This is a genomic window from Dietzia psychralcaliphila (assembly GCF_003096095.1).
Taxonomy (GTDB): Bacteria; Actinomycetota; Actinomycetes; order Mycobacteriales; family Mycobacteriaceae; genus Dietzia; species Dietzia psychralcaliphila.
The window spans coordinates 888,510-911,448 of the sequence record NZ_CP015453.1 but is presented as its reverse complement, the minus strand read 5'-3'; the positions used below and the strand labels follow the sequence as shown (position 1 = coordinate 911,448).

Sequence of the window (22,939 nt, the reverse complement as noted above, 5' to 3'; positions counted from 1 at the left end):
GGTCAGGCCAGCAGGTCGGTGATGGGCCCGATCGCGAAGAACACGAGGAACGCCACCGCGACCACCCACAGCAGCGGGTGCACGGACCGGGCCTTGCCGGTGGCGGTGGCCATCACGACCCAGGCCACGAACCCGATGCCGATGCCGTTCGCGATCGAGTAGGTGAACGGCATGGTGACGATGGTGAGGAAGGCCGGCAGCGCGATCGAGAAGCGCGTGAAGTCGATCTGGACGATCTGCGACATCATGAGCGCCCCGACCACCACGAGTGCGGGGGCCGCCGCCTCCACGGGGACGACCTCGTACAGCGGGGTGAAGAACATCGCGATGAGGAAGAGGACACCGGTGACGATGTTCGCCAGGCCGGTGCGGGCGCCCTCGGCGATACCGGTCGCCGACTCCAGGAAGACGGTGTTGGAGGACGACGAGGTGAATCCACCCGCGACGGCGCCGACGCCCTCGACCACGAGCGCGGTCTTCATGTTGGGCAGGTTGCCGTTCTCGTCCATGAGCCCGGCCTCCTTACCCAGGCCCGTGAAGGTGCCCATGGCGTCGAAGAAGTTGGCGAGCAACAGGGTGAAGACGAACAGGCTGGCCGCCAGCGGGCCGATGCGGACGAACGCGCCGAAGAGGTCCACCTGCCCGATCAGGGACAGGTTGGGCAGACCGCCGAGCGTCTCGGGTATCCCCGGGACCGCGAGGTTCCACCCGGTGGGCGAGGGCTCACCGTCGACGAAGGACGGGCCGGCGTTCGCGATGGCCTCGACGATGATGGCCACGACGGTGGTGACCACGATGCCGATGAAGATGCCGCCGCGCACCTGCCGGGCCACGAGCACACCGCACAACAGGAGTCCGAACGCGAACACCGCGGTGGGCCACGACGCGATCGACCCCTCGATCCCCAGTCCCACGGGGACCGTGGTGCCCGCGGCGTCGGGGAGTCGGCGCACGAACCCGGAGTCGACGAACCCGACCATGGCGATGAACAGTCCGATGCCCACGGCGATGGCGGCCTTGAGGTCCGAGGGGATGGCATCGAAGACGGCTTTGCGGAACCCGCTCACCGCCAGGATGACGATGATGATGCCCTCGATGACGATCAGCCCCATGGCCTCGGCCCACGTGACCTGCCTGGCGATGGTGACCGCGACGAGCGAGTTGATGCCCAGGCCGGTGGCGAACGCGAACGGATAGCGGGCGATCGCGCCGAAGGCCACCGTCATCACGCCGGCGGTGAACGCGGTGACCGCGGCGATCTCGATGATCGACAGCTGATTGCCCTCGACATCGACACCCGAACCGAGGATCAGCGGGTTGAGCACGATGATGTAGGCCATCGCGAAGAAGCTGACCAACCCACCGCGCACCTCGCGTGCGACCGTGGAACCGCGCTCACTGATCTTGAAGTACCGGTCGATCGCCCCGATCCGTGCTGGGGACTGCGACGGGGCCCCGGCGCTCTGCGACATCTGGAGACCTTCCTGGCGGTGGGTGAGGAACCGTCATAGAGTAACCGGCCCCCCGCCTGCGGTAGCGTCGCGGTCATGACGGAACAGTCGACGGAGCCACAGGTGCCGAGGATCCCGGCCTACCTGCTGGATCCGCGGCCGGTCGTCCTCATCGGAACCCTCGCGTGGACGATCGCCCTCCTGGCCATGATGCTCATGGACGAGGTCGACATGCGCTCGGTCATCCTCTGCGCGGTGGGCGTGGGGGTGGGCGCGATCGGCACGCTCGTCTACGCCCTGCAGCGGCGTGCCGTCTTGCGCGGTAGCGCGGGCGCACAGGGCGGTCTCGACTTCGACCGCACCTGAACAGTCGGTGTGTCAGGCCACCGTCGCCACCTACGAGCAGTAGGTGGGCCGGATGCTAGTCGGAACCGCTCGCCTGCCCGGTCTCCCCCACCTCGTCGTTCTGATCGGACGCCTCCCGCGCCCGGGCGGAGGCCGCCAGTTGCTGCGGGAGAACCACCACGTCCACGGCGGCGTCGTCGTACGCCTCGGGCACCGGGGTCGTGGTGTCCGTGGCCACCTGCACCTCGCTGTGGGCCCCGCAGCCGTACTGGAGGTGCACCACCTGCCCGTCGGCGGAGTACTCGTTGGCGCACACACCGAACATCGTCCCCAGCGAGCCGGAGACGGGCACCAGGAAACCGCAGGACCCGCAGTGGTGCTTGGCCCCTCGCGCGATCTCGGTGTCCGGGCCACGTTCGGCGGCCCATCGGGCGGCGGCCGCTGACCGGCCCTCCCGGCTCAGGTGCCGGGGCCTGCCGAGTCCCACGGGGCCGGCGACCTCGTCGAGTCCGTCGTCCCCGGTGAGGAGCTGACCAGGGACCAGACGCTCGTCGTCCTCCGCCGGAGGCAGGAGGTCACCGGCGCCCAGATCACCCGGCCGGATCCTCTTCTCCCACGGCACCCACTCCGGGGCCACCACGGCGTCAGGTCCGGGCAGGAGCGAGATCTCGTCGACCGTCAACTCACCGCCGGGGACCAGTGCGAGCACGCAGGCCCAATACCACCCCCGGTACCCGGCGAGGTCCGAGGCGAACCGGTGCGTCGTGGTGAACGGCGCCTCGACGACGATCCCGCGATGCTCTCCCACACCGTCGGCAGCGAACTCCTCGACGGCGGCACGCGCCACGTCGACGCCCGAGGCCAGTCGCTCGCGCAGGGCCTCGTCGAAGCCCGACGCCTGATCGGTGCTCACGGGGTCCGCCTCCTGATCCGTGCCTACCTCGGTGTTCACCCAACCCATTATGCGCATCATCGCGACGACGTCGCGGTCCGGCCCGTCGTACGGCATCCTTTAGGCATGCGCAGCGTCCTCGGCACACTCGGCCCTCTCGCCGTCACCCTCTCGCTCGTCGGCGCCGTCGCGGCGTGTTCCGCGACCGGTTCCGACGACGCCGGGGGCACCACTGCTCCAAGCGCCTCTCTCGCGTCGTCGAGCATGCCCACCAGTTCCGGTTCCGGCGACACGACCGGCGGGCAGGTCCCGGTGGGCCCGTCCGAGCCCCGGCCCGCGCGGGGTTCGGTCGAGGTGGTCCGGACTCTGGAGCACGACCCCCGGCTGTTCACCCAGGGGCTGCAGGTGGTGGGCGACGAGATCTACGAGTCGACGGGCCAGTACGGCGGCTCGCAGGTGCAGCGCCGTCCGCTCGCCGGTGGCCCGCCCACCGTGTCCGTCCCGATGGCGGGCAACGAGTTCGGCGAGGGGCTGGCCGTCACCCCGGACACTCTCTGGACCCTGACCTGGACCAACGGGATCGCCCACAACCGCGACCCGCAGACCCTCGAGGTGCGCTCCGAGGTGCCGTACGCGGGCGAGGGGTGGGGCCTGTGCCACGACGGCGCACGGTTGATCATGAGTAACGGCTCCGACGAGCTGACCTTCCGCGACCCCGTCACGTTCGAGCCCACCGGTACGGTCTCGGTGACCTCCGGGGGCACACCTGTCGACCAGATCAACGAACTCGAATGCGCGGACGGCACCGTCCTGGCCAACGTCTGGATGACCGACGAGGTCATCCGCATCGACCCCGCCACCGGCGCGGTCACCGCCATCTACGACGCCTCTGCTCTCGAGCAGCCCCGGCCGGCCAGTCGGGAAGCCGTCCTCAACGGGATCGCCGCTCTCCCGGGTTCGGAGAACGTGCTGCTCACCGGAAAGCTGTGGACCTCGCTCTACGAGGTGCGCCTCATTGGCTGACCGCTCCCCCGGGCCGGCACGCCGGGCCGCGGCCACCGCCGGTCGAGGTGTCCGGAGGGTCTTCCACGCCGACGGGGCGGACCGCTCGGGGCTCTCACAGCTCAGCTACGTCACCGTCGCCAACTTCGCGTGCGACGCCATCCTCGCCGTCGCCCTCGCCAACACGCTGTTCTTCTCCGCCGCCACCGCCGAGTCGCGCGGCAACGTGGCCCTCTACCTCCTCGTGACGGTGGCACCGTTCGCGCTGATCGCCCCCGTGATCGGCCCGGCCCTGGACCGTCTGCACAGGGGGCGGCGCCTCACGGTGTCGCTGACCTTCACCCTCCGGGCGGTGCTCGCGGTGATCCTCGCCCTCAACTTCGACTCCTGGCTGCTGTATCCCCTCGCGCTGGGGATGCTCGTGTTGTCCAAGACATTCGGTGTGGTCAAGGCATCGATCACCCCGCACGTCCTGCCGCCGGCGCTCGACCTGGTGAGGACCAACTCCCGACTGACCGTGCTCGGCCACGTCGGCGGGTCACTGATCGCCGGGGCCCTGGCCGGGGCGGTGTCGTGGGTGTGGGGCTCCGACGCGGCCCTGTGGTTGCTCGCCGCGGTCGGGCTCGTGACGGCGTACATCGCGATGACCATCCCCGCGCACGCCGAGGCCGCCCTCGACGAGGAGTCCGCCACACTGCGGATGGACCGCGGCCGTCCGTTCACCGTCGGGCTCAAGGCCGTTCTCACGCGGCCGCTGGGGCGTCAGGTCCTGGCCAACCTGTGGGCCGCGTCCATGATCCGCTTCATGACCGGCTTCCTCACCCTGTTCCTGGCGTTCGTGGCCAAGGCCCAGGAGAACGCCACTGCAGCGGAACAGGCCGGGATGCTCGCGATCGCGGGGGTGGCCGGCGGCCTGGGCACCTTCGCGGGCAACGCCGTGGGCGCGCGGTTGCCGCTGGGTCGACCGGGTCGGATCACCACGACCGCGGCGGGGGCCGCGCTGTCGGCAGCGGTGGTCGCGGCGTTCCTCGGCAGCATCTGGGTGGCGGCCCCCTTCGCTCTGGTCGCGGCGGTGTGCAGCGCGCTCGGCAAGGTGGCGCTCGACGCCTCGATCCAGACGGACATCCCGGACTCCGCACGGTCATCCGCCTTCGGCCGGTCCGAGACGGCTCTGCAGCTCGCGTGGGTCGCGGGCGGTGCGCTGGGGGTCCTGCTCCCCCCGGACTTCACCATCGGCTTCTCCGTGATCGCGATCGTCGGCGCCCTGCTGTTCGGCCAGTCACTCCTGACCGCGCGCGGGTCCACCCTCGTACCGGGGCTCGGCGGCAACCGGCCCAGGTTCCCGGGCACCCCACGAGACCCCCGTGCGTTCGGCGCGCGGCTGCTCGGCAGAATGGACGAGTGAGCTCTCACAGCGATGCCCCCTCGTCCGGCCCCCGCGTCCGTCCAGTCACCTGGGCGATCCTCGCGTGGGTGATCATCATGATCGCCGCGATCGTGGGTGCGTGGCAGGGCTCGGTCTCCCGCCACGGGGCGGTGCCGGCGATCACCGTCGCCACCGACCGCGACCACGTGGAGGTGCTCCCGTTCGCGGCGACGGACCTCGACGGCACCAGCTACACCAACCCGGTGGGCGAGTTCACCGTCCGAGGTGAACACACCCTCACCGTCCGCCTGCCAGTGGAACTGCGTCGCGCCACCCTCGACGTCTACGAGATCCGCGCGGACGGGTTCCGCGAGTACACCGTCGAGCCAGACGGACCCGGCGAACTGCTGATCCCCGTCACGCTCCCTGACGAGGGCCGGATCGAGGGCCTGGCGCTCCGCGCGGTTGCCCTCGTCTACGCGGCCGACGGTTCGGAGACGGTCCTCAGCGGTGAGTGGTCGGTCGGTATCACCTACGCGGACTGATACCTACGGTCACGCGTCCAGTTCGCGTGCGACGGCGCGGAGCACCGACGCCACGCGTCCCGACACCTTGTGGTCGGGACGGTGGCCGCGCCGCAACTCCGGCTGGACGGTCGTCTCGAGCACCTTGATCATGTCCTCGACCATCCCGTGCAACTCATCGGGCGAGTGCCTGGGACCGCCACGGGGGGCACGGTCCTGCACGACGGCGGGCTCCTCGTGGACGACGACACGCAGGGCCTGTGGGCCGCGCCGACCGGAGACCATGTCGAACTCCACGCGCTGGCGGGGCCGGAGCGTGTCCACCCCGTCCGGGAGCACGTCGGACCGGACGTAGACGTCCTCCCCGCCCTCGTGGGACAGGAAACCGAAGCCCTTCTCCGCGTCGTACCACTTGACCCTGCCACTGGGCACGGCGAACCACCTCTCCACGCGGTCGCGCACACGTGCGACCGGCAACCACCACGAATCACCTGACACTACCCTCGTCGAGGCGTTGGTCCGGCGCCCCTGCCGGGCCGGTAGCCTCCCACGTGTGACCTCAGACGCCCGACGACCCGCCGACGACCACGACCCCTGGGCACCCCACGCGGCCGAGCCCGCCCCAACCCGCCCCCGACGCCGCGGACTGTTCGTCGCTGCGCTGGCCGTCTTCGCCGTGGGGGTGGTGTTCACCATCCTCGCCGCACTCACCCCGTTCGTCCTCGGCCGGGACGCGCCCACCCTCCTCTATCTGGGCGCGATGGTGTTCACCCCGGTCGGCTTCCTCCTGGGTCTGCTGTACGCGATTCTGGGCTCGCGACCGCCCAGGGTGTGACGGAAAGCACCATTCAGCGAACGTCCAGGTAACAAGCCGATAACGCTGCCTCCCGCCTTACCGCGTGACCTGGTTTTATCTCAGAATGGTGACGATCCGGCATCAAGCCGCTACTGTTCGCATCAGACTCGTCAGCGAGTTGGCATCGGACGCACCACCGAACCCCGCCCTGCGGACGATGCGACATTGACCGTTACCGGGCGGGGACGGGGGACCCGATCAGGGCCCACCACGGGCCGGCGACCACGTGTCGCCTTGGGGTCAAGCCGCCGCAGGCGGCCGGACGCACTCGTCCGAACCCGACAGCTCACCTCGTAGGCACAGAGTGAAAAGGACTGACGCGAATATGACCTCGAACACCGGACGGCACCGCGCCGCCACCACCGCCTCCGCGCCCAAGACGGCAGTGAAGGTCGTCCTCGCGGGCACCGCCTTCTCCGCCGCCGGGCTCGCCCTCGCCCCGGCCGCCAACGCCGCCCCGGACTCCGACTGGGACCGACTGGCCCAGTGTGAGGCCGGCGGCAACTGGGGAATCAACACCGGCAACGGCTACCACGGCGGACTGCAGTTCTCGCCGAGCACCTGGGCGGCCTACGGCGGTACGCAGTACGCGCCGACCGCCAACCAGGCGACCCGCGAGCAGCAGATCGCGATCGCCGAGAAGACCCTCGCCGGTCAGGGCTGGGGAGCATGGCCCGCCTGTTCCGCCAAGCTCGGTCTGAACTCCGCCCCGACGCCTCGCGACGTGGCCCAGCCCGCCCCCGCGCCGGCCGCCCCGGCCGCCCCGGCTGCGCCCGCCGCTCCGGAGGCCGTCTCGGCCGCCGACCACGTCGCGACGCTCACCGCGTTCGCCGAGGGTCGCGGTATCGCACTGCCGATCACGGACGGCTACCAGGCCAACAAGGACCTCGTCGACTCCGCCTACGCCGGTAACCAGGCTGCCGTGGACGGCTTCTTCGCCACCTACCTGGCCAACTGACACCGGTCGACCCGACCACGGGAACGGGCCGCCACCCCCTGAAGGGAGTGGCGGCCCGTTCTCGCGTTACGGCGAGTCTCTGGTTACGGCGAGTCTCGCGTTACGGCGAAGGTCAGCGTGACCGGACGGTCTTGTTGACCACCGTCACCGGGTGGACGTAGTTCAGGCGCTCCTGCGGCAACGGGAAGGTCTCCTGCCCGAAGGGGGACAGCCCCCCCGCAACGAGAGCAGCTAGTTCGGTCACCGGGTGCTCGCCGAACGAGTCGTCGGGCCATCCCGGGTTGTCGTAGGTCAGTTTCTTGGCAGCCACGTGGTAAGTGTCTCACCTCGAGCCCGATCCGTCAGCAACCGGGTCGGATACCACCGCCGCCGCTACTCGTCGCCGGCCGGATCTCACTAGGCTGGAGCGGATATGTCGACCTCGCGCACCACGCCCCGACACCCGACCAGCGGTGAACCCGACTTCCCCGCCTGGTTGGCCGGCCTGTCGGACGACACCCTGGTCCGCCTGTGCGAACTGCGCGCGGACGTGGCCTCCCCTCCCCCGGCCTCTCTCGGCGTGCTCGCCTCCCGACTGCGTCTGCCGGCGTCGACCGCGCGCGCGATGGGTACCCTGACCTGGCCGGAACTGCTGGTATTGGCCACCGCTGCCGCGCTCGGCGCCGATTCCGGCCCGGTCCCGCTCGGTGCGGTATCGCGGCGTCTCGGTGTCGACCACGACGAGCCCGCATTCCGCGCAGCCGTCGACACCCTCCGGGATCTCGCCCTGTTCTGGGGAGATCCGGCCCATGTCCGGATCGTTCCGGTCACCGGGGCGGCGGTCGAGGCAGCGCCCGTGCAGGCCCCCCTCCCCGGAGAGCCCGTCGGAACCGATCTCGACACCGCGTGGAGCGGCCTGTCCGAACGGGCGTTGGGCGTCCTCGGAGCCGTCGCCCGCGGCCGCACGCCTGTCGGTGCCCTCGGATCCGGCGCGTCCGAGACCGTTCGCGCGGCGGCCTCGGAACTGGTCGACGCCGGGCTCGCCGAGGTCACCGGAACCGCCGACGGCGAGGTCGTCGTACCCCGCGCCCACGCCCTGGACCGGGCCCGGCACGGAGCCCGACCGAGTGGCTCGTCCCTACTCGACGTGCCCACCTGGTCGGTGCCCGGTGCGTCAACCCGCGGCTCCGCGAGCACCGGGACCACGACAGGGACGACGACCGGGACGACAGTCTCCGACAGGGCCGACGCCTCCGGGGGCGTGGCCGCACTCGACCTCCTCCACCGGTGCGACGCGGTCCTCGCGGCGCTGTCCCTCCATCCGGCCGCCACCCTCAAAGCCGGTGGAGTGGGCGTCCGGGAACTCCGTCGTGTCGCCCGGGCCGCCGGCGTCGACGAGCACGAACTCCCCCTGCTGTTGGAGGTCCTCGCGGCCGCCGGTCTGATCGCCGTCGGGGACACCGATGTCGGCGACGCCGGTTTCGACTCGGTGTGGGCGCCCACGGAGTCCGCGGACGTGTGGTCCGCTCGTGATCGCGCACGGCGCTGGGCGGAACTCGTCCTGGCCTGGTGGTCGATGCCCCGCGCACCGTGGCGTGTGGGTTCCGAGATCGAGGGCGGTGGCACGGTCCCCGCGCTGGGCGACCCGACCGGCCCGCCCGCGTCAGGCGGACGCGACAGGGTCCTCCGTGCCCTCGCCGAACTCGACCCGGGTTCCGAGCCCGGTGACGACCTGCTGCCGGAGGTCGTGCGCTGGTTCTCGCCGGTGTGGTTCTCGCGGGCCGGATCACGGCCGTGCACGCAGACCGTCAGCGAGGCGAAACGGCTGGGCCTCGTCGTCGGGACCACCGCCACCACCGCGGCCAGACTCCTGACCTCCGGCACCCCCATTGCCGGCCTCCCCACCGCCGGTCTCCCCACAGTCGACGACCTCGAACCGGTCCTGACGGCGGCGCTCCCCGAACCCGTCTCCGAGGTGATCGTCCAGGCCGACCTCACCATCCTCGCGCCCGGACCGCTCGTTCCGGAGCTCGCCGCGGACTTCGCCCTTCTCGCCGACGTCGAGTCCGCGGGCGCCGCCACCACCTACCGCGTGACCGAGAAGTCGCTGCGCCGGGCCCTCGACTCGGGCCGCACGGCCGCCGGGATCAGGGACCTGCTCGCCCGGACCTCCATCACCCCGGTCCCGCAGTCGCTGGACTACCTCATCGAGGACGTGGCACGGAGGCACGGCCGGCTGCGGGTGGGCGCCGCGCTGTCGTTCATCCGCTGTGACGACCCGTCGCTGGTGGCCCAGGTTCTGGGGTCGCCCGTGGCCGAGAGTTGCGCGCTGCGTTCCGTCGCCCCGACCGTCCTCATCTCCCAGGCTCGTCCGCTGGACCTCGTCGAGGCCCTCCGGGAGCACGGGTACGCGCCGGTCGTCGAGGACACCTCCGGCACCGTCGTCGCGCTCACCCGCCCGGTGGCCCGCATCAGCGCCACCTCCCCCGGGCGGGCCCCCCGCGTCCCGACGCGTGCGGCCACCCCCGCCGAGCTCCGTGCGGCGATCACCGCGATGCGCTCGGCTGACCGCGTCCGCTCGGCCCGTGGCGGCTCGGGTAGCGGGTACACCGGTGAGTCCGCCATCGCCCGCCTCCACGAGGCCGCCGGTTCGGGCACCGCGGTCACGGTCTCGGTCGTCGACGCGCAGGGTCGATCGACGTCGCGACTGATCATTCCCGCGTCCGTCGCAGGGGGGCGGATCGAGGGGGTCGAGCCCGATTCCGCCGATGCAGTGACCTTGCCGTTGCACCGGGTGATATCAGTCTCCGACGTCGACCCGACCCGCTGAGGCGGATTTCCGGGACACTGGAGGGTCGGGCCCACGCGGGCCCGCGAGAACCGAGGAGAACCGTGTGAGTGGTGGACCGCTGATCGTCCAGTCGGACAAGACCGTATTGCTGGAGATCGACCACGATCAGGCGAACGACGCCCGGCAGGCCCTGGCCCCGTTCGCCGAGCTCGAACGCGCTCCCGAGCACGTCCACACCTACCGGATCACCCCGCTCGCCCTGTGGAACGCGCGGGCCGCCGGTCACGACGCCGAGCAGGTCGTCGATGTGCTGGTCAACTACTCGCGCTTCCCCGTCCCCCAGCCGCTCCTGGTCGACATCGCCGACACGATGGCCCGCTACGGGCGACTCCAGCTGGTCAAGAGCCCGGTCCACGGCCTGACCCTGATCTCGCTCGACGCCGCCGTGCTCGCCGAGGTCAGGCGCCACAAGAAGATCGCTCCGATGCTCGGGGCCGAGATCGACGCCGACACCGTCATCGTCCACGCATCCGAGCGCGGCCGGCTCAAGCAGGAATTGCTGAAGGTGGGGTGGCCGGCCGAGGACCTGGCGGGGTACGTCGACGGCGAGGCCCACGAGATCTCCCTCTCCACCGAGTCCGAGCCCTGGGAGCTCCGCGACTACCAGCAGATGGCCGCGGACTCCTTCTGGGCCGGCGGGTCCGGCGTGGTCGTGCTGCCCTGCGGGGCCGGCAAGACCATGGTCGGCGCGGCCGCGATGGCCCGCGCCAAGGCCACCACGCTCATCCTCGTGACCAACACCGTCGCCGGGCGGCAGTGGAAGCGCGAGCTGCTGGCCCGCACGACACTCACGGAGGACGAGATCGGTGAGTACTCGGGCGAGCGCAAGGAGATCCGTCCGGTCACCATCGCCACCTACCAGGTCGTCACGCGCAAGACCAAGGGTGTGCACCGGGCGCTGGAGCTGTTCGACTCCCGAGACTGGGGCCTGATGATCTACGACGAGGTGCACCTGCTCCCGGCACCGGTCTTCCGGATGACCGCGGACCTGCAGTCGCGCCGCCGTCTCGGGCTCACCGCGACGCTGGTCCGCGAGGACGGCCGGGAGGGCGATGTCTTCTCGCTGATCGGCCCAAAGCGCTACGACGCCCCCTGGAAGGACATCGAGGCGCAGGGCTGGATCGCCCCTGCGGACTGTGTGGAGGTCCGCGTGACGCTGACCGAGAACGAGCGGATGCTCTACGCCACCGCCGAGGCGGAGGACAAGTACAAGTTGTGCTCGACCGCCCGCACCAAGATCCCGGTGGTCAAGAAGATCCTCGCCACGCACGCCGGCGCACCGACCCTGGTCATCGGCGCCTACCTCGACCAGCTCGAGGAACTGGGGATCGAGCTCGACGCGCCCGTGATCCAGGGATCGACCTCCAACAAGGAGAGGGAGAAGCTGTTCAACGCCTTCCGCGCCGGGGAGATCTCCACGCTCGTGGTGTCCAAGGTCGCCAACTTCTCCATCGACCTGCCCGAGGCCAGCGTCGCCGTGCAGGTCTCCGGCACCTTCGGCTCCCGCCAGGAGGAGGCCCAGCGGCTAGGACGGCTACTGCGGCCCAAGAAGGACGGCGGGCAGGCGCACTTCTACTCGGTCGTCTCCCGGGACACCCTCGACGCCGAGTACGCCGCCCACCGCCAGCGCTTCCTCGCCGAGCAGGGTTACGCCTACCGGATCATCGACGCCGACGACCTACTCGGCCCGGAACTCCCCGAGGTCGGCTGAGCGGGGGGCACCCGCGCCGGGGGGGCCTGGGATACTGGGTCCATGGCCTCCGATCGCGCCCCCCGCGCACCGCACGAGCAGTACCGCCTCACCGACTTCCCCGTCGACGACGCCTGGGTCCGGAAGAACAACGAGAGCCTTGCCGAGGTGCGTCGTCTGCAGTGGTCCGCGGGGATCCTGGGCGTCGTCGTGCTCGCCGCCGGAATCGGGATGCTCCTGTACTCGGACCTCGCCGCATGGGGGTGGATCATCGCCGCGATGGCAGGCGTCTTCGCGATCGGTTGCCTCGCGATGATCGGGTACATCCCCCGCAAGATGGGGTCGATGGCACACACCTACGCCACCTCTGAGCTGGTGCCGGCCATCGTCGCCGAGGTCCGGCCGCGCGGGCTCACCCTGTTGTCACTGGTCGATCGCGCGGTCGACCGCTCCGCGGGCACGCTCCCCGCCCTGGCCGTCCGCAGCTGCGAGAAGATCCCGGGTCACGATGTCCGCGTGGGTGAACGGGTCCCCTGCGTCGCGGTGGTCGGCAACCGCAGCGCTCGCGGCGGCGACAACCTGTACCAGTTCATCTCCCCCATGCCCGTCGCCTGGGCCACCCCGGACGCCGCCGTCCTGCGGCGCCTGGTCAGGGAGATCCCCCCCGGCGAGTGGGAGACCCTGCGCCAGAACCTCGACCGTGTCGGAGAGGTGTCGGCGTCGCCGACCAACCTCCTGCCCCTCGACTGACCGGCTGCCGACAGCCGTGCCCGCCCGCGGCCTCCTCCGCCCCTGAGCGCTGCTGTCGCCCGGGAACGGGAGCCTCACCCTGCGGACCTTCCCCTGTGAGCAACTCGTCACGGCACCGTGATCCGCCGCCACTCCCCGGCAACACGCGGTTCCTAGCCTGGTCGGCACAGGCTAGAAGGAGGTCCCCACATGACCGAGCACATCGTCGTCGTCGGACACGGAATGGTCGCCCACAGGTTCGTCTCCACCCTCGCGTCCCGGTGGGCCACCGCCGACCTCACCGTCACGGTGATCGGCGAGGAGACGGACCCGGCCTACGACCGCGTCGGGCTCTCCTCCTATGTCGGCGCATGGGACCGCGAGTCGCTCCACCTCGAGGACGCCCGGCACGGCGCCGACCCACGGGTGACCGTGCGGTCGGGCCACCTCGTCACCGCGATCGACCGCGGCGCCAAGGAGGTCGAACTCTCGTCGGGTGAGCGGATCCCCTATGACACGCTGGTCCTCGCGACCGGTTCGCGGGCGTTCGTCCCACCCGTCCCCGGCCACGACCTTCCGGGGTGCCACGTCTACCGCACCCTCGACGACCTCGACGGAATCCGGGCGGCCGCCGAACGCGCCGGGTCGGGAGCCCACGGCGTCGTCATCGGCGGCGGGCTGCTCGGGCTCGAGGCCGCCAACGCGGTGAGCCTGCTCGGGCTCACGCCGCACGTCGTCGAACGCAACGAACGGCTCATGCCGCTCCAGGTCGACGCCGGTGGCGGACACGTCCTGGCCTCGCTCATCCGTGAACTCGGGATCGACATCCACCTCTCGGTGACCGGCACGGAGATCGAGGAGACGCCCGACGGCCTCACCGTCCGGCTCACCGGCAACGCCGGGATCACCACGGTCATCGACGCCGCGTTCGTGGTGTTCTCGGCGGGAGTCCGCCCGAGAGACGAACTCGCGACGCTGTCCGGTCTAGACACGGCCGGGAGAGGCGGAATCCTCACCGACCTCGGGTGCCGGACCTCGGACCCGCACATCTACGCGATCGGCGAGTGCGCCGCCATCGACGGCACCTGCTACGGCCTCGTCGGCCCCGGATACACCTCGGCCGAGGTGGCGGCGGCCAAGATCCTCAGCGGCGAGGGCGAGTTCACCGGAGCCGACCTGTCCACCAAGCTCAAGCTCCTCGGGGTGGACATGGCGAGCTTCGGCGATGCGCACGGCGTCACGCCCGGCTGCCTCGAGGTGGTGGTCAACGACCCCGTCGCCGGGACGTACTCCAAGCTGGTCATGAGCGACGACGCCCAGACTCTCCTCGGCGGCGTCTTCGTCGGCGATTCCGGACCGTACTCGCTGCTCAAGCCGCTCGTCGGCCGCACGCTGCCCTCCGCCGATCCCCTCTCCCTCATCTCACGCTCCACCGGCACCGATGCCGGGGTCGGGGTGGAGGCACTCCCCGACGAGGCGCAGATCTGCTCCTGCAACGCCGTCACCAAGGGCGACATACGCGAGGCGATCTGCGGGGGCGCCTGCGACGTGGCCGACCTCAAGTCGTGCACCCGGGCCGGCACCTCGTGCGGATCGTGCATCCCCCTGCTCAAACAGGTCCTCGAAGCGGAGGGCGTCGAACAGTCGACGGCACTGTGTGAGCACTTCGACCAGTCCCGCTCGGAGCTGTTCGAGGTCGTCACGGTCACCGGCATCCGGACGTTCACCGGTCTGATCGAGCGCTTCGGCCGTGGGACCGGCTGCGACATCTGCAAGCCGACGGTCGCGTCGATCCTGGCCTCCACCAGCTCCGATCACGTGCTCGACGGGGAGCAGGCGGCACTCCAGGACACCAACGACCACTTCCTCGCCAACATCCAGAAGAACGGCACCTACTCGGTGGTGCCCCGGATGCCCGGCGGCGAGGTGTCCGCGGAGCAACTCATCGTGATCGGCGAGATCGCTCGCGATCACGACCTGTACGTCAAGGTCACAGGCGGTCAGCGCATCGACATGTTCGGTGCGCGCGTCGAGGAACTGCCGGTGATCTGGAAGCGACTCGTGGACGCCGGTATGGAGTCCGGACACGCCTACGGCAAGTCGCTGCGCACGGTCAAGAGCTGCGTCGGCACCTCGTGGTGCCGCTACGGCCAGCAGGATTCCGTCGCGATGGCCGTGCAGATGGAGAACCGCTACCGCGGGCTCCGCGCACCCCACAAGATCAAGATGGGGGTCTCCGGATGTGCCCGCGAGTGCGCCGAGGCGCGCGGCAAGGACGTGGGCGTGATCGCCACGGAGTCCGGATGGAACCTCTACGTCGGTGGTAACGGTGGCGCGACACCACGGCACGCCGAGCTCCTCGTGGGAGACCTCACCGACGAGCAGTTGGTCCGCTACATCGATCGCACGGTGATGTTCTACGTCCGCACCGCCGAGCGGCTGCAACGCATCGCACCGTGGCTCGAGTCGCTGGAGGGCGGGATCGACCACCTGCGAGAGGTCGTGTGCAACGACTCTCTGGGTCTGGCCGCCGAGCTCGAGGACCGGATGGAAGCGCACGTCGCCGGCTATGTCGACGAGTGGTCCGCCGTTCTGGACGACCCCGACAAGCTCGCCCGGTTCGTCTCCTTCGTCAACGCCCCCGAGTCCCCGGACCCGACCGTCGAGTTCGAGGAACAGGACGGCCGCAAGGTCCCCGTTCTCCTCGGTTCCCCCGGTATGCCCGCACGAGTCTGATCAACCATCTCAGCTCTCCCCGAAAGGACACCGTCATGACCGCAACCCTGTCCCCCGCCGAGATCGTCGTCTGCCCCCTCGAGCGCCTCATCCCGGGGCGGGGCGTCGCCGCCCTGCTGCCCGACGGCCGGCAGATCGCCGTCTATCTCCTGGATGACGGCAGCGTCCACGCCCTGTGCAACATCGACCCGATCGCCCGGGCGGCCGTGATGAGCCGCGGGCTCGTCGGTGACCGCGCAGGGGTACCCGTGGCGATCTCCCCCATCGGCAAGCAGGCCTACGCACTGGAGGACGGGCGTGGGATCGACGACGAGTCGCACGGCTTGTCCGTCTTCCCGGCCCGCGTGGTCGACGGCACCGTCCTGGTCTCCACCGAGGCGGCGATCCGCCACCAGGGTCGGCGGATCGCCGCGTAGAGCGGGCACCGCCCGGACGACTTCCGGAGCAGTGAGGCGCCACCGGGTGGGATCCACGCGGTGGCGCCTTACTGTGTGCCGTCGGCCCGGTCGCACGCGCAGCGTGTCCCGTCGGCCCGGTCGCACGCGGAGCGTGTCCGGGCGGCTCTGGTGCCCGGGGCCCCGTAGTTCGCGGGAGGCCGTGATGCTCGGGGGCCGCTTGCCGTGTGAACTAGACCGTGAGCCGATACCCGCGCTTGACCACCGTCGTGACCAACCCGGGGACCCCGAGCGCCCTACGCAGGCGCCCCATGGCCGTCTCCACGGCGTGCGGATCGGCGCCGTCGCCGGGCAGCACCGCGAGGAGCTCCTCGCGGCTCACACACTTGCCCGGCCGGTCGGCCATCGCACGCAACAGCGCCAGTGGCGCCGGCGAGAGGTCGATCGACCGACCGTCCATCAGGACCCCGGCCGCACACACGGTGAGTTCGTGTCCGGCCACCACGACGGGCTGGGACCGGGCGACCAGTTCGTCGGTGACGTGCCGCATGAGCGCGCCGAGTCGCATCCGCTCCGGCATCGACACGGGTACACCGAGCTCCACGAGCGGCTCCGCGGTCACCGGGCCCACGCAGAGCGCGGCGACCGGACCGGAGAGGGCGTCCAAGACGTCGTCGTGGATCCCCATCAGCTCGGCCCGTTCGAGCATCGACACCACGGCCGGGGCGGCGGTGAACGTCACCCCGTCGACGCCCGCGCGCGCGATGGTCCGGACGAGGTCGTCGAAGGCGTCCAGGTCTTCGGGCAGCTCCCATCGGTAGATGGGCACCACGATCACGTCGGCTCCCGCCGCACGAAGGCCCTCCACCAGAGGAGCCATAGGATTCCAGTCCGAACTCGCGCCCTGCAGTTGCACGGCCACCGTGAGACCGTCGACCCCACGCTCCAACAGCATCTGCAACAGTTCGGGGGTCGCCTCGCTCGCCGCCGACGCGTGTTCGCGCAGTCCGGCGGCGCGGAGCGCCCCGGTCACCTTGGGCCCGCGCGAATACAGCGGCACCCGGTCCATGAGTGCGTGCAGGTCCTCGGAGAATCCCCACTCCTCGCACACCTGCGTCCACCAGCGGACCCCGGTCGCGGTGGTGAGGACCATCAGGTCCGCCGGAGCGGCCAGCACCTGGGCGGTGGCCGAACGGACGAGTTCGTCCTCGGCCACGGGGATCATCCGGATGGCCGGAGCGTGCAGGACCGTCGCTCCACGACGTTCCAGCAGGACCTTCTGTTCCGATGCCCGGCGTGCAGCGGTCACAGCGACCGTTCGGCCAAGCAGAGGGTAGTCCTCGTTGGTGGTCACGATGTCCATCCTGCCGCAATCGTGTGTCGTTCATGTTTCCCTGCCGTCGTCGGAGGGGTTCCGGGGTCTGCCGGGGTCGTGATCAGGCGCATTCGCGCAACCATCCACAGATTCCGTCCACCGCCGCGGCGCACCCTCCGCACCCGGTCCCGGCGCGGGTGCGCGACGCCATCGCCGCGACGTCCCGGTCCCCCTCGGACCACGCATGGACGAGGTCGGCTTTGCTCACCCCGTTGCACCGGCACACCACGGCCGCGGCGGGCATGGTCGACGGCGTGTCGGTGGTCGTGGCGGTGGCCCGACCGAGCACCACGGACAATACGTCGTCGGGGACGGGAAGAGAGTGCTCGTAGAGCTGGGTGAGAAATCCGACGGGCTCGGGGTGGCCCACGAGAACGGCACCGGTCACCCGTGCGTCCACCACGTCCACGCGCGCATATCGTCCGCGGGAGGGTTCGCAGACCACGGTCACCTCCACCCCGGGGTCGTGGACGTCCCCGGCGAGCTCCCCGAGTGAGACCACGTCGACCCCGAACGCCTTCAACCTGGTGACCGCGACACCACCGAGGTAGCACGCGCCGGGGTCCGTGCCCGTGATCCGCGCGGACACCACCCCGGCCTGATCCCAGGCGGGCCCGACGAGCCCGGTCACGCACCCGCGGTGTTCGGCGCAATCGCCGATCGCGCTGATGTCCGGGTCGCTGGTCCGGAGGGCGTCGTCGATGACGATCCCCCGGCCGACCTCCAGCCCGGCGGCCTCGGCCAGCTGGGTGCGTGGGCGGGTGCCCGCCGAGAGGACGACTGTCCGACACTCGATCTCGGTGCCGTCGTCGAGCCCCAGTGCGGTGCCGTCCCATCGCGCAGCCCGCGCGCCCGTCACCACCCGCACGCCGAGTTCGTCCAGCGCGCGGATGAGCACGCGTCCGCCTCCGGAGTCCAGATGCGAGTCCATGGGCCAGGCGCGGGGATGGACCACGACGACATCGCGACCGGACCGCGCCAGTGCGCAGGCCACCTCGAGACCGATGAACCCGCCTCCCACCAGCGCGACCCGACCGGGGTTCCCGTCGAGGTGGGCGGTGAGCCCCCGGCAATCGGAGGCGTCGCGGAGCGGGAACACCCCCGCGGCGAGCGATCCGTCCGGTCCGCGCACCCCGTCGATCGGCGGGATGGTGGCCTCCGAGCCGGTCGCCAGCACCAGGTGGTCGTAGGGGACGCGCTCCCCGTCGATCAGCTCCACCTCTCGGGCTGCGCGGTCGAGTCCACGCACCGAGGCCGACGTGCGCATCTCGATGGCGTTGGGTTCCCACCATCCGGAGGGCTTGAGCCGGGTGGCACTCGGGTCACCCATCCCACCGGCCACGACGTGCGAGAGCATGATCCGGTTGTACGGCGCCTCCGGCTCGGCGCCCAGGACGGTCACCGCAACCTTCTCGGGGTCCGGCTCGGCGCGCCGCAGTTCCTCGGCGAGCCGCGCACCGGACATCCCGGCCCCCACCACCACGACCCGCATCACGCCGCCTCCAGCCGTACGGCGCACGCCTTGAACTGGGGCATACGGCTGTAGGGGTCGAGCTCGGGCAGGGTCACCAGGTTCGCGCGGGCGGCACCTGCGAAATGGAACGGCAGGAACAGGGTGTCGGTCCGCATGTCCTCGTCGCACCGCACGAGCGCCTCGACGGCGCCCCGGCGGGACACCACCCGGGCGCGCCCGCCGTCGTCGAGCCCCACGGCCCGCGCCACCACCGGGTGGACCTGGACCCACATCTCGGGCTCGGCGGAGGCCAGCTCCGGAACCCGCCTGGTCTGAGCGCCGGACTGGTAGTGCGCGAGCACGCGTCCGGTGGTTCCCAGCAGCGGGTAGTCCGGGCAGGTGTCCTCCGCGGGTGGGTCCACGGCGGCCACCGCGAAGCGGGCGCGGCCGTCCCCGGTGGCGAAGCTGTCGAGGAACATACGCGGCGTCCCGGCCGGCGAGTCGGCGCCGCACGGCCAGAACAGGGCTTCCCCTGCGTCGAGGCGGTCCCAGTCCATTGCGGAGTAGTCGGCCTTGCCCCCGGCGGAGGCGCGTGCCAGCTCGTCGAACACCACGCGTGGGTCGGTGGGGAAACGCTCCGGACCACGACCGAGCCGACGCGCGAGTTCGTTCCAGATCCACAGCTCGTCCCGGGCGCCGTCCGGCGGCGTGACCGAGCGGCGTCGACGCAGCACCCGTCCCTCGAGGTTGGTCAGCGTGCCCTCCTCTTCGGCCCATTGCGGGACCGGGAGGACGACATCGGCGAGTTCCGCGGTCTCGGAGAGGACGAAGTCGGCCACCACGAGGGTGTCCAGCGATCGGAGCCGGGCCGTGATCCGGTCGGCGTCGGGCGCGGACACGACGGGGTTGGACGCGTGGATCAGCATCGCCGTGGGCCCGCCGGGCTCTCCGAGTGCGTCCAGGAGTTCGAAGGCCGAGAGCCCGGGGCCGGGGATCTCCTCCGGTTCCACGCCCCACACCGAGGCGACGTGCGCGCGGGCGGCCGGATCCGTGATCATCCGGTACCCGGGCAGCTGATCCGCCTTCTGCCCGTGTTCTCGACCTCCCTGCCCGTTCCCCTGGCCGGTGAGGGTGCCGTAGCCGGTGCCGGGTCGCCCCGGGAGTCCCAGCGCGAGGGCGAGGGCGATCACGGCTCCGACGGTGTCCGTCCCCCGTGAGTGCTGCTCGGCGCCCCGGGCGGTGAGGATGTAGGCGCCCGAGCCCGCGTCACGGGAGCTCGAGAGCAGCTCCACCGTGCGTTCGAGTTGGTCGGCGGAGACTCCGGTGACCCGTTCCGTGCGGTCGGGCATCCAGTCCGCCGCGATCGCCCACGCGTCGTCGAACCCGGACGTGCGGGTGGACACGTACTCGGTGTCCAGGTGCCCACCGACCACGGCCACGTGCAGGAGGCCCAGCGCCAGCGCGGAGTCCGTACCCGGTCGCAGACGGAGATGGATCCCGCCGCCGTCAACGGCCCGGTGTGCGGTCGCGCTGAGCCGCGGATCGGCGACCACCATGCCGCCGGCCGCCGCGGCCGTGTCGAGGTGCTGGACGAACGGAGGCATCGTGTCGGCCGGGTTCGCACCGATCAGCAGCACCGCGCGGGCGTCGTCGAGGTCGGTCACGGGGAAGGGCATCCCCCGGTCCAGCCCGAAGCTCCGGTTCGCACCGGCCGCCGCACTCGACATGCACCAGCGTCCGTTGTAGTCCACGAGCCTGCTCCCCAGCGCGAGCCGGGTGAACTTGCCCAGTGTGTAGGCCTTCTCGTTGGTCAGTCCGCCCCCGCCGAACACCGCCACGGCGTCGGGGCCGCCCGAGGCCTGTGCCCGCAGGATGCCGTCGGTGACCCGGGTCAACGCGGTGTCCCAATCGGTCGGCTGCAGGTGCCCGTCCACCCGGATCAGCGGGGTGGTGATCCGATCCGGGTGGTCGAGCAGCACTGCCGACGTCCAGCCCTTCCGGCACAACCCGCCCCTGTTGGTGGGGAACTGCTCCGGGGTGATCGTCGCCGGTCCGTCGCCGGGAGACGGGGTCACCGACATCGCGCACTGGAGCGCGCAATACGGGCAGTGGGTGTGTGTCGGGGAGCCGGTTGTCGGCAACGCGTGCACCATGTGTCCTCTTCGTCTCGGTCGTCAGGCGTGCTCGGTCAGGCCTGTGCGCCCACGGGCACCCGGGGCTCGGGGGGTGCCGCGGCGACCGCGTCGACTCCTGCGGCAGCCCGCATGTAGACGACACGCGTGACGATCGCGGCCACCACGTAGAACACCATGAACACCACGAACGCCGACGTGGCCGCACCAGACGACTGGTAGGAGGTGCGCAGGGTCATGTTGATGAGGAACCCGCCGAACGCGCCGATCGCTCCGGCGACCCCGATGAGGGCTCCCGCGTGGGCCCGCGACCACGTCGTCCGCGCCGCCTCGTCCAGACCGAGCGCGTGGCTGCGCGCCTCGAAGACCGACGGGATCATCTTGTACACCGAGGCGTTGCCCACTCCGGTGAGCCCGAAGAGCGTCAGGAAGGCCACGAAGAACAGGACGAGCGCGCCACCGGCGAGCCGGCCGTCGTTGGTCGCCTGGACGTTCGAGGTGTACACGAGCGCCACCGTGGTGATCGCCATTCCGCAGAAGGTCACGAAGGTCACCCGTGCCCCACCGAAGCGGTCCGAGACACGGCCACCGACCATCCGGGTCAGCGAGCCGAGCAGCGGCCCGAGGAAGGTGATCTGCGCAGCGTGCAGCGCTGCTTGTGCAGGTTCCTGCCCGTTACCCATGAAGGTCATGGTGAGCATCTGGCCGAACGCGAAGCTGAAGCCGATGAACGAGCCGAAGGTGCCGATGTAGAGCAGCGACAGCACCCATCCGTCCTTGTCGCGGGCCATGTCCTTCATGCTCTGCACGTCCACCGTCTGGTGCGCGAGGTTGTCCATCTTCAGTGCCGCGCCGATCCCCGCGACGACGAGCAGGACGATGTAGACGCCGATCACCCAGTGGGGCGCGCGGTTGCCCGCGAGAGCGATCACCACGAGGCCCACCACCTGGATCGTGGCCACTCCGAGGTTGCCCCCGCCCGCGTTGAGGCCCAGTGCCCAGCCCTTCTCCCGCTGGGGGAAGAAGGCGTTGATGTTGGTCATCGAGGACGCGAAGTTGGCGCCACCGAGTCCCGCGAGTGCGCCCACGACGAGGTACATCCAGAGCGGTTGACCCGGGTTCGCCATGATCCACAGCATCGCCACCGCCGGGATGAGCAGGACGAAGGCCGAGAACATGGTCCAGTTGCGGCCGCCGAACGTGGCGGTGGCCAGGGTGTACGGGATTCGGAGGAACGCGCCGGTGAGAGTGACCACCGCGGAGACGAGGAACTTGTCGGGCGCGTCCAGTCCGTAGACGTCCTCGGGCATGAACAGCACCATGACGGCGAACAGGGTCCATACCGAGAACCCGACGTGCTCGGCGAAGACCGACCAGTAGAGGTTGCGCATGGCGGTCTTTCTTCCGCCGGACTTCCACTGCGCGTCGTCCTCCGGATCCCAGTTCTCTATGACATGTGAGCGCGACATGAAGTCGACCCCCTCTCCAATGACGTGGACACCCCCTCGGTGCCCCCTGCGAACCGACGGTAGGCACGCCCTGTTTCCCCGGCGCTACCCGGGATGACGTGATGGTCACGGTGTCCTCACGCCGGACGGAATCGGCCGTGAGGGGCCTGCCGCCGTGGTGGACTGAGGTCATGTCACCCCGGTTCACACCCCGCGTTCTCGGCGTCGTCGCCGCCGTCGCCCTCGCCGTGGGCCTCGCGCCCGCGGCGTCCGCCCAGCCCACCGAGGCGTGGCGTGCGTCGTTCATCCCGGGTCACGGTGTCGAGCTGGCGCCCGGGCAGACCATCACCCCGGACCAGCCGGCGTTCTGGATGATCGGCGACCGGGTCCGACTGCTCTCACCACACGGGTCCTCTCGCCCGCTGTTCTGCACGAACGACCGCGGCCACCCGTACGGGCGATGTTGGCAGCTCGACCCGGACGGCATGCTCGTGGAGTTGCGGCACGACACCATGGTCAACGACGTCTGGCACTCGCTCTTCACGCAGACCGGATCCACCACGTCGGCGTACACCGGCCTCTATGATCTCGCGCAGCGGATGGGCTGGATGACGACCTCCGGCGGGGTCTTCGTTCCCCCGGACTCCGGGGGCAGCCTGGCCGGCACCTATTCGACCACGATGCCGCTCTCCCCCCACGGTTCGAGTCCGGTGTGGGACGTGTGGGTGCATCCCGGGTACGTGCCCGGCAGCTGAGT

20 protein-coding genes and 1 riboswitch are annotated in these 22,939 nt (G+C 70.7%); of the genes, 12 read left to right on the top strand and 8 right to left on the bottom strand.

Annotated elements, in window-relative coordinates; translation table 11 throughout:
• Positions 1–2: 2 nt before the first annotated feature.
• Positions 3–1,472 (bottom strand): NCS2 family permease, encoded by a 1,470-nt coding sequence (locus A6048_RS04060; RefSeq protein WP_107748669.1) that lies wholly within the window; start codon positions 1,470–1,472, stop codon positions 3–5.
• A 75-nt stretch (positions 1,473–1,547) separates the two neighbouring features.
• Between A6048_RS04060 and A6048_RS04055 the strand changes: the two genes are divergently transcribed.
• Positions 1,548–1,817, top strand: a complete 270-nt coding sequence (locus A6048_RS04055) for a DUF2530 domain-containing protein (protein ID WP_107748670.1) — start codon at positions 1,548–1,550, stop codon at positions 1,815–1,817.
• A gap of 55 nt (positions 1,818–1,872) precedes the next feature.
• Here A6048_RS04055 and A6048_RS04050 read toward each other — a convergent pair whose 3' ends face one another.
• Entirely contained in the window at positions 1,873–2,757 is an 885-nt protein-coding gene (locus A6048_RS04050) for a DUF3027 domain-containing protein (protein ID WP_107748729.1), read from the bottom strand.
• Positions 2,758–2,814: 57 nt separating this feature from the next.
• Between A6048_RS04050 and A6048_RS04045 the strand changes: the two genes are divergently transcribed.
• The 3 genes from A6048_RS04045 to A6048_RS04035 are packed head-to-tail and all read left to right on the top strand — an operon-like array spanning position 2,815 to position 5,601.
• Positions 2,815–3,711 carry a glutaminyl-peptide cyclotransferase gene (locus A6048_RS04045; protein WP_107748671.1) on the top strand — a complete coding sequence of 299 codons (897 nt, stop codon included), beginning with the start codon at positions 2,815–2,817 and terminating at the stop codon, positions 3,709–3,711.
• Positions 3,704–5,095, top strand: coding sequence for an MFS transporter (locus A6048_RS04040; protein ID WP_107748672.1), 1,392 nt, complete (start codon positions 3,704–3,706; stop codon positions 5,093–5,095). The genes A6048_RS04045 and A6048_RS04040 overlap by 8 nt, the downstream gene beginning before the upstream one ends.
• Complete coding sequence (locus A6048_RS04035; RefSeq protein WP_107748673.1) at positions 5,092–5,601, top strand: DUF2771 family protein; 510 nt, start codon at positions 5,092–5,094, stop codon at positions 5,599–5,601. Before A6048_RS04040 ends, A6048_RS04035 begins: the two co-directional genes overlap by 4 nt.
• A 9-nt stretch (positions 5,602–5,610) precedes the next feature.
• On the opposite strand, the gene A6048_RS18765 is transcribed toward A6048_RS04035, so the two are convergent.
• Positions 5,611–6,012, bottom strand: coding sequence for a cold-shock protein (locus A6048_RS18765; RefSeq protein ID WP_107748730.1), 402 nt, complete (start codon positions 6,010–6,012; stop codon positions 5,611–5,613).
• Positions 6,013–6,133: 121 nt separating this feature from the next.
• Here A6048_RS18765 and A6048_RS04025 point away from each other — a divergent pair, with 121 nt between their 5' ends.
• The gene (locus tag A6048_RS04025) at positions 6,134–6,415 is read left to right on the top strand and encodes a hypothetical protein (protein WP_107748674.1); all 282 of its coding nucleotides are present in this window, start codon (positions 6,134–6,136) and stop codon (positions 6,413–6,415) included.
• Positions 6,416–6,593: 178 nt separating this feature from the next.
• A riboswitch (cyclic di-AMP (ydaO/yuaA leader) is annotated at positions 6,594–6,750 on the top strand.
• An 11-nt stretch (positions 6,751–6,761) separates the two neighbouring features.
• Positions 6,762–7,394, top strand: a complete 633-nt coding sequence (locus A6048_RS04020; protein WP_107748675.1) for a transglycosylase family protein — start codon at positions 6,762–6,764, stop codon at positions 7,392–7,394.
• Between the two features lie 112 nt (positions 7,395–7,506).
• Here the strand turns inward: A6048_RS04020 and A6048_RS04015 are convergent, their stop codons facing one another.
• The gene (locus tag A6048_RS04015; protein WP_107748676.1) at positions 7,507–7,704 is read right to left on the bottom strand and encodes a hypothetical protein; all 198 of its coding nucleotides are present in this window, start codon (positions 7,702–7,704) and stop codon (positions 7,507–7,509) included.
• 102 nt (positions 7,705–7,806) lie between these two features.
• On the opposite strand from A6048_RS04015, the gene A6048_RS04010 reads away from it, so the two are divergent.
• The 5 genes from A6048_RS04010 to nirD all read left to right on the top strand — a co-directional run bounded on the left by A6048_RS04010 (position 7,807) and on the right by nirD (position 15,795).
• Positions 7,807–10,203, top strand: a complete 2,397-nt coding sequence (locus A6048_RS04010; RefSeq protein WP_107748677.1) for a helicase-associated domain-containing protein — start codon at positions 7,807–7,809, stop codon at positions 10,201–10,203.
• Between the two features lie 64 nt (positions 10,204–10,267).
• Complete coding sequence (locus A6048_RS04005) at positions 10,268–11,935, top strand: DNA repair helicase XPB (RefSeq protein ID WP_107748678.1); 1,668 nt, start codon at positions 10,268–10,270, stop codon at positions 11,933–11,935.
• 42 nt (positions 11,936–11,977) lie between these two features.
• On the top strand, positions 11,978–12,664 hold the full coding sequence (locus tag A6048_RS04000) for a DUF3239 domain-containing protein (RefSeq protein WP_107748679.1): 687 nt from the start codon (positions 11,978–11,980) through the stop codon (positions 12,662–12,664).
• A 189-nt stretch (positions 12,665–12,853) separates the two neighbouring features.
• Positions 12,854–15,379 (top strand): nitrite reductase large subunit NirB, encoded by a 2,526-nt coding sequence (gene nirB / locus A6048_RS03995; RefSeq protein WP_107748680.1) that lies wholly within the window; start codon positions 12,854–12,856, stop codon positions 15,377–15,379.
• Positions 15,380–15,414: 35 nt separating this feature from the next.
• Positions 15,415–15,795, top strand: coding sequence for a nitrite reductase small subunit NirD (gene nirD, locus A6048_RS03990; protein WP_107748681.1), 381 nt, complete (start codon positions 15,415–15,417; stop codon positions 15,793–15,795).
• A 211-nt stretch (positions 15,796–16,006) separates the two neighbouring features.
• Here the strand turns inward: nirD and A6048_RS03985 are convergent, their stop codons facing one another.
• The 4 genes from A6048_RS03985 to A6048_RS03970 form a co-directional block, all read right to left on the bottom strand.
• Positions 16,007–17,137 carry a uroporphyrinogen-III synthase gene (locus tag A6048_RS03985; RefSeq protein ID WP_107748682.1) on the bottom strand — a complete coding sequence of 377 codons (1,131 nt, stop codon included), beginning with the start codon at positions 17,135–17,137 and terminating at the stop codon, positions 16,007–16,009.
• Positions 17,138–17,210: 73 nt separating this feature from the next.
• On the bottom strand, positions 17,211–18,641 hold the full coding sequence (locus tag A6048_RS03980; RefSeq protein WP_107748683.1) for an FAD-dependent oxidoreductase: 1,431 nt from the start codon (positions 18,639–18,641) through the stop codon (positions 17,211–17,213).
• Complete coding sequence (locus A6048_RS03975) at positions 18,641–20,755, bottom strand: molybdopterin oxidoreductase family protein (protein WP_107748684.1); 2,115 nt, start codon at positions 20,753–20,755, stop codon at positions 18,641–18,643. The genes A6048_RS03980 and A6048_RS03975 overlap by 1 nt, the downstream gene beginning before the upstream one ends.
• 35 nt (positions 20,756–20,790) lie before the next feature.
• Complete coding sequence (locus A6048_RS03970; RefSeq protein ID WP_107748685.1) at positions 20,791–22,203, bottom strand: nitrate/nitrite transporter; 1,413 nt, start codon at positions 22,201–22,203, stop codon at positions 20,791–20,793.
• A 170-nt stretch (positions 22,204–22,373) separates the two neighbouring features.
• Here A6048_RS03970 and A6048_RS03965 point away from each other — a divergent pair, with 170 nt between their 5' ends.
• Positions 22,374–22,937 carry a hypothetical protein gene (locus A6048_RS03965; RefSeq protein WP_146166368.1) on the top strand — a complete coding sequence of 188 codons (564 nt, stop codon included), beginning with the start codon at positions 22,374–22,376 and terminating at the stop codon, positions 22,935–22,937.
• The last annotated feature ends 2 nt before the right edge of the window (positions 22,938–22,939 follow it).

What these genes read in the sequence shown, in the direction of transcription:
- A6048_RS04010 (WP_107748677.1), top strand. Translation starts at nt 7,807, where the DNA reads ATGTCGACCTCGCGCACCACGCCCCGACACCCGACCAGCGGTGAACCC.
- A6048_RS04060 (WP_107748669.1), bottom strand. Translation starts at nt 1,472, where the DNA reads ATGTCGCAGAGCGCCGGGGCCCCGTCGCAGTCCCCAGCACGGATCGGG.
- A6048_RS04020 (WP_107748675.1), top strand. Translation starts at nt 6,762, where the DNA reads ATGACCTCGAACACCGGACGGCACCGCGCCGCCACCACCGCCTCCGCG.
- A6048_RS03970 (WP_107748685.1), bottom strand. Translation starts at nt 22,203, where the DNA reads ATGTCGCGCTCACATGTCATAGAGAACTGGGATCCGGAGGACGACGCG.
- A6048_RS03965 (WP_146166368.1), top strand. Translation starts at nt 22,374, where the DNA reads ATGTCACCCCGGTTCACACCCCGCGTTCTCGGCGTCGTCGCCGCCGTC.
- A6048_RS04045 (WP_107748671.1), top strand. Translation starts at nt 2,815, where the DNA reads ATGCGCAGCGTCCTCGGCACACTCGGCCCTCTCGCCGTCACCCTCTCG.
- A6048_RS03980 (WP_107748683.1), bottom strand. Translation starts at nt 18,641, where the DNA reads ATGCGGGTCGTGGTGGTGGGGGCCGGGATGTCCGGTGCGCGGCTCGCC.
- A6048_RS03985 (WP_107748682.1), bottom strand. Translation starts at nt 17,137, where the DNA reads ATGGACATCGTGACCACCAACGAGGACTACCCTCTGCTTGGCCGAACG.
- nirB (WP_107748680.1), top strand. Translation starts at nt 12,854, where the DNA reads ATGACCGAGCACATCGTCGTCGTCGGACACGGAATGGTCGCCCACAGG.
- A6048_RS04055 (WP_107748670.1), top strand. Translation starts at nt 1,548, where the DNA reads ATGACGGAACAGTCGACGGAGCCACAGGTGCCGAGGATCCCGGCCTAC.
- A6048_RS03975 (WP_107748684.1), bottom strand. Translation starts at nt 20,755, where the DNA reads ATGGTGCACGCGTTGCCGACAACCGGCTCCCCGACACACACCCACTGC.
- nirD (WP_107748681.1), top strand. Translation starts at nt 15,415, where the DNA reads ATGACCGCAACCCTGTCCCCCGCCGAGATCGTCGTCTGCCCCCTCGAG.
- A6048_RS04000 (WP_107748679.1), top strand. Translation starts at nt 11,978, where the DNA reads ATGGCCTCCGATCGCGCCCCCCGCGCACCGCACGAGCAGTACCGCCTC.
- A6048_RS04050 (WP_107748729.1), bottom strand. Translation starts at nt 2,757, where the DNA reads ATGGGTTGGGTGAACACCGAGGTAGGCACGGATCAGGAGGCGGACCCC.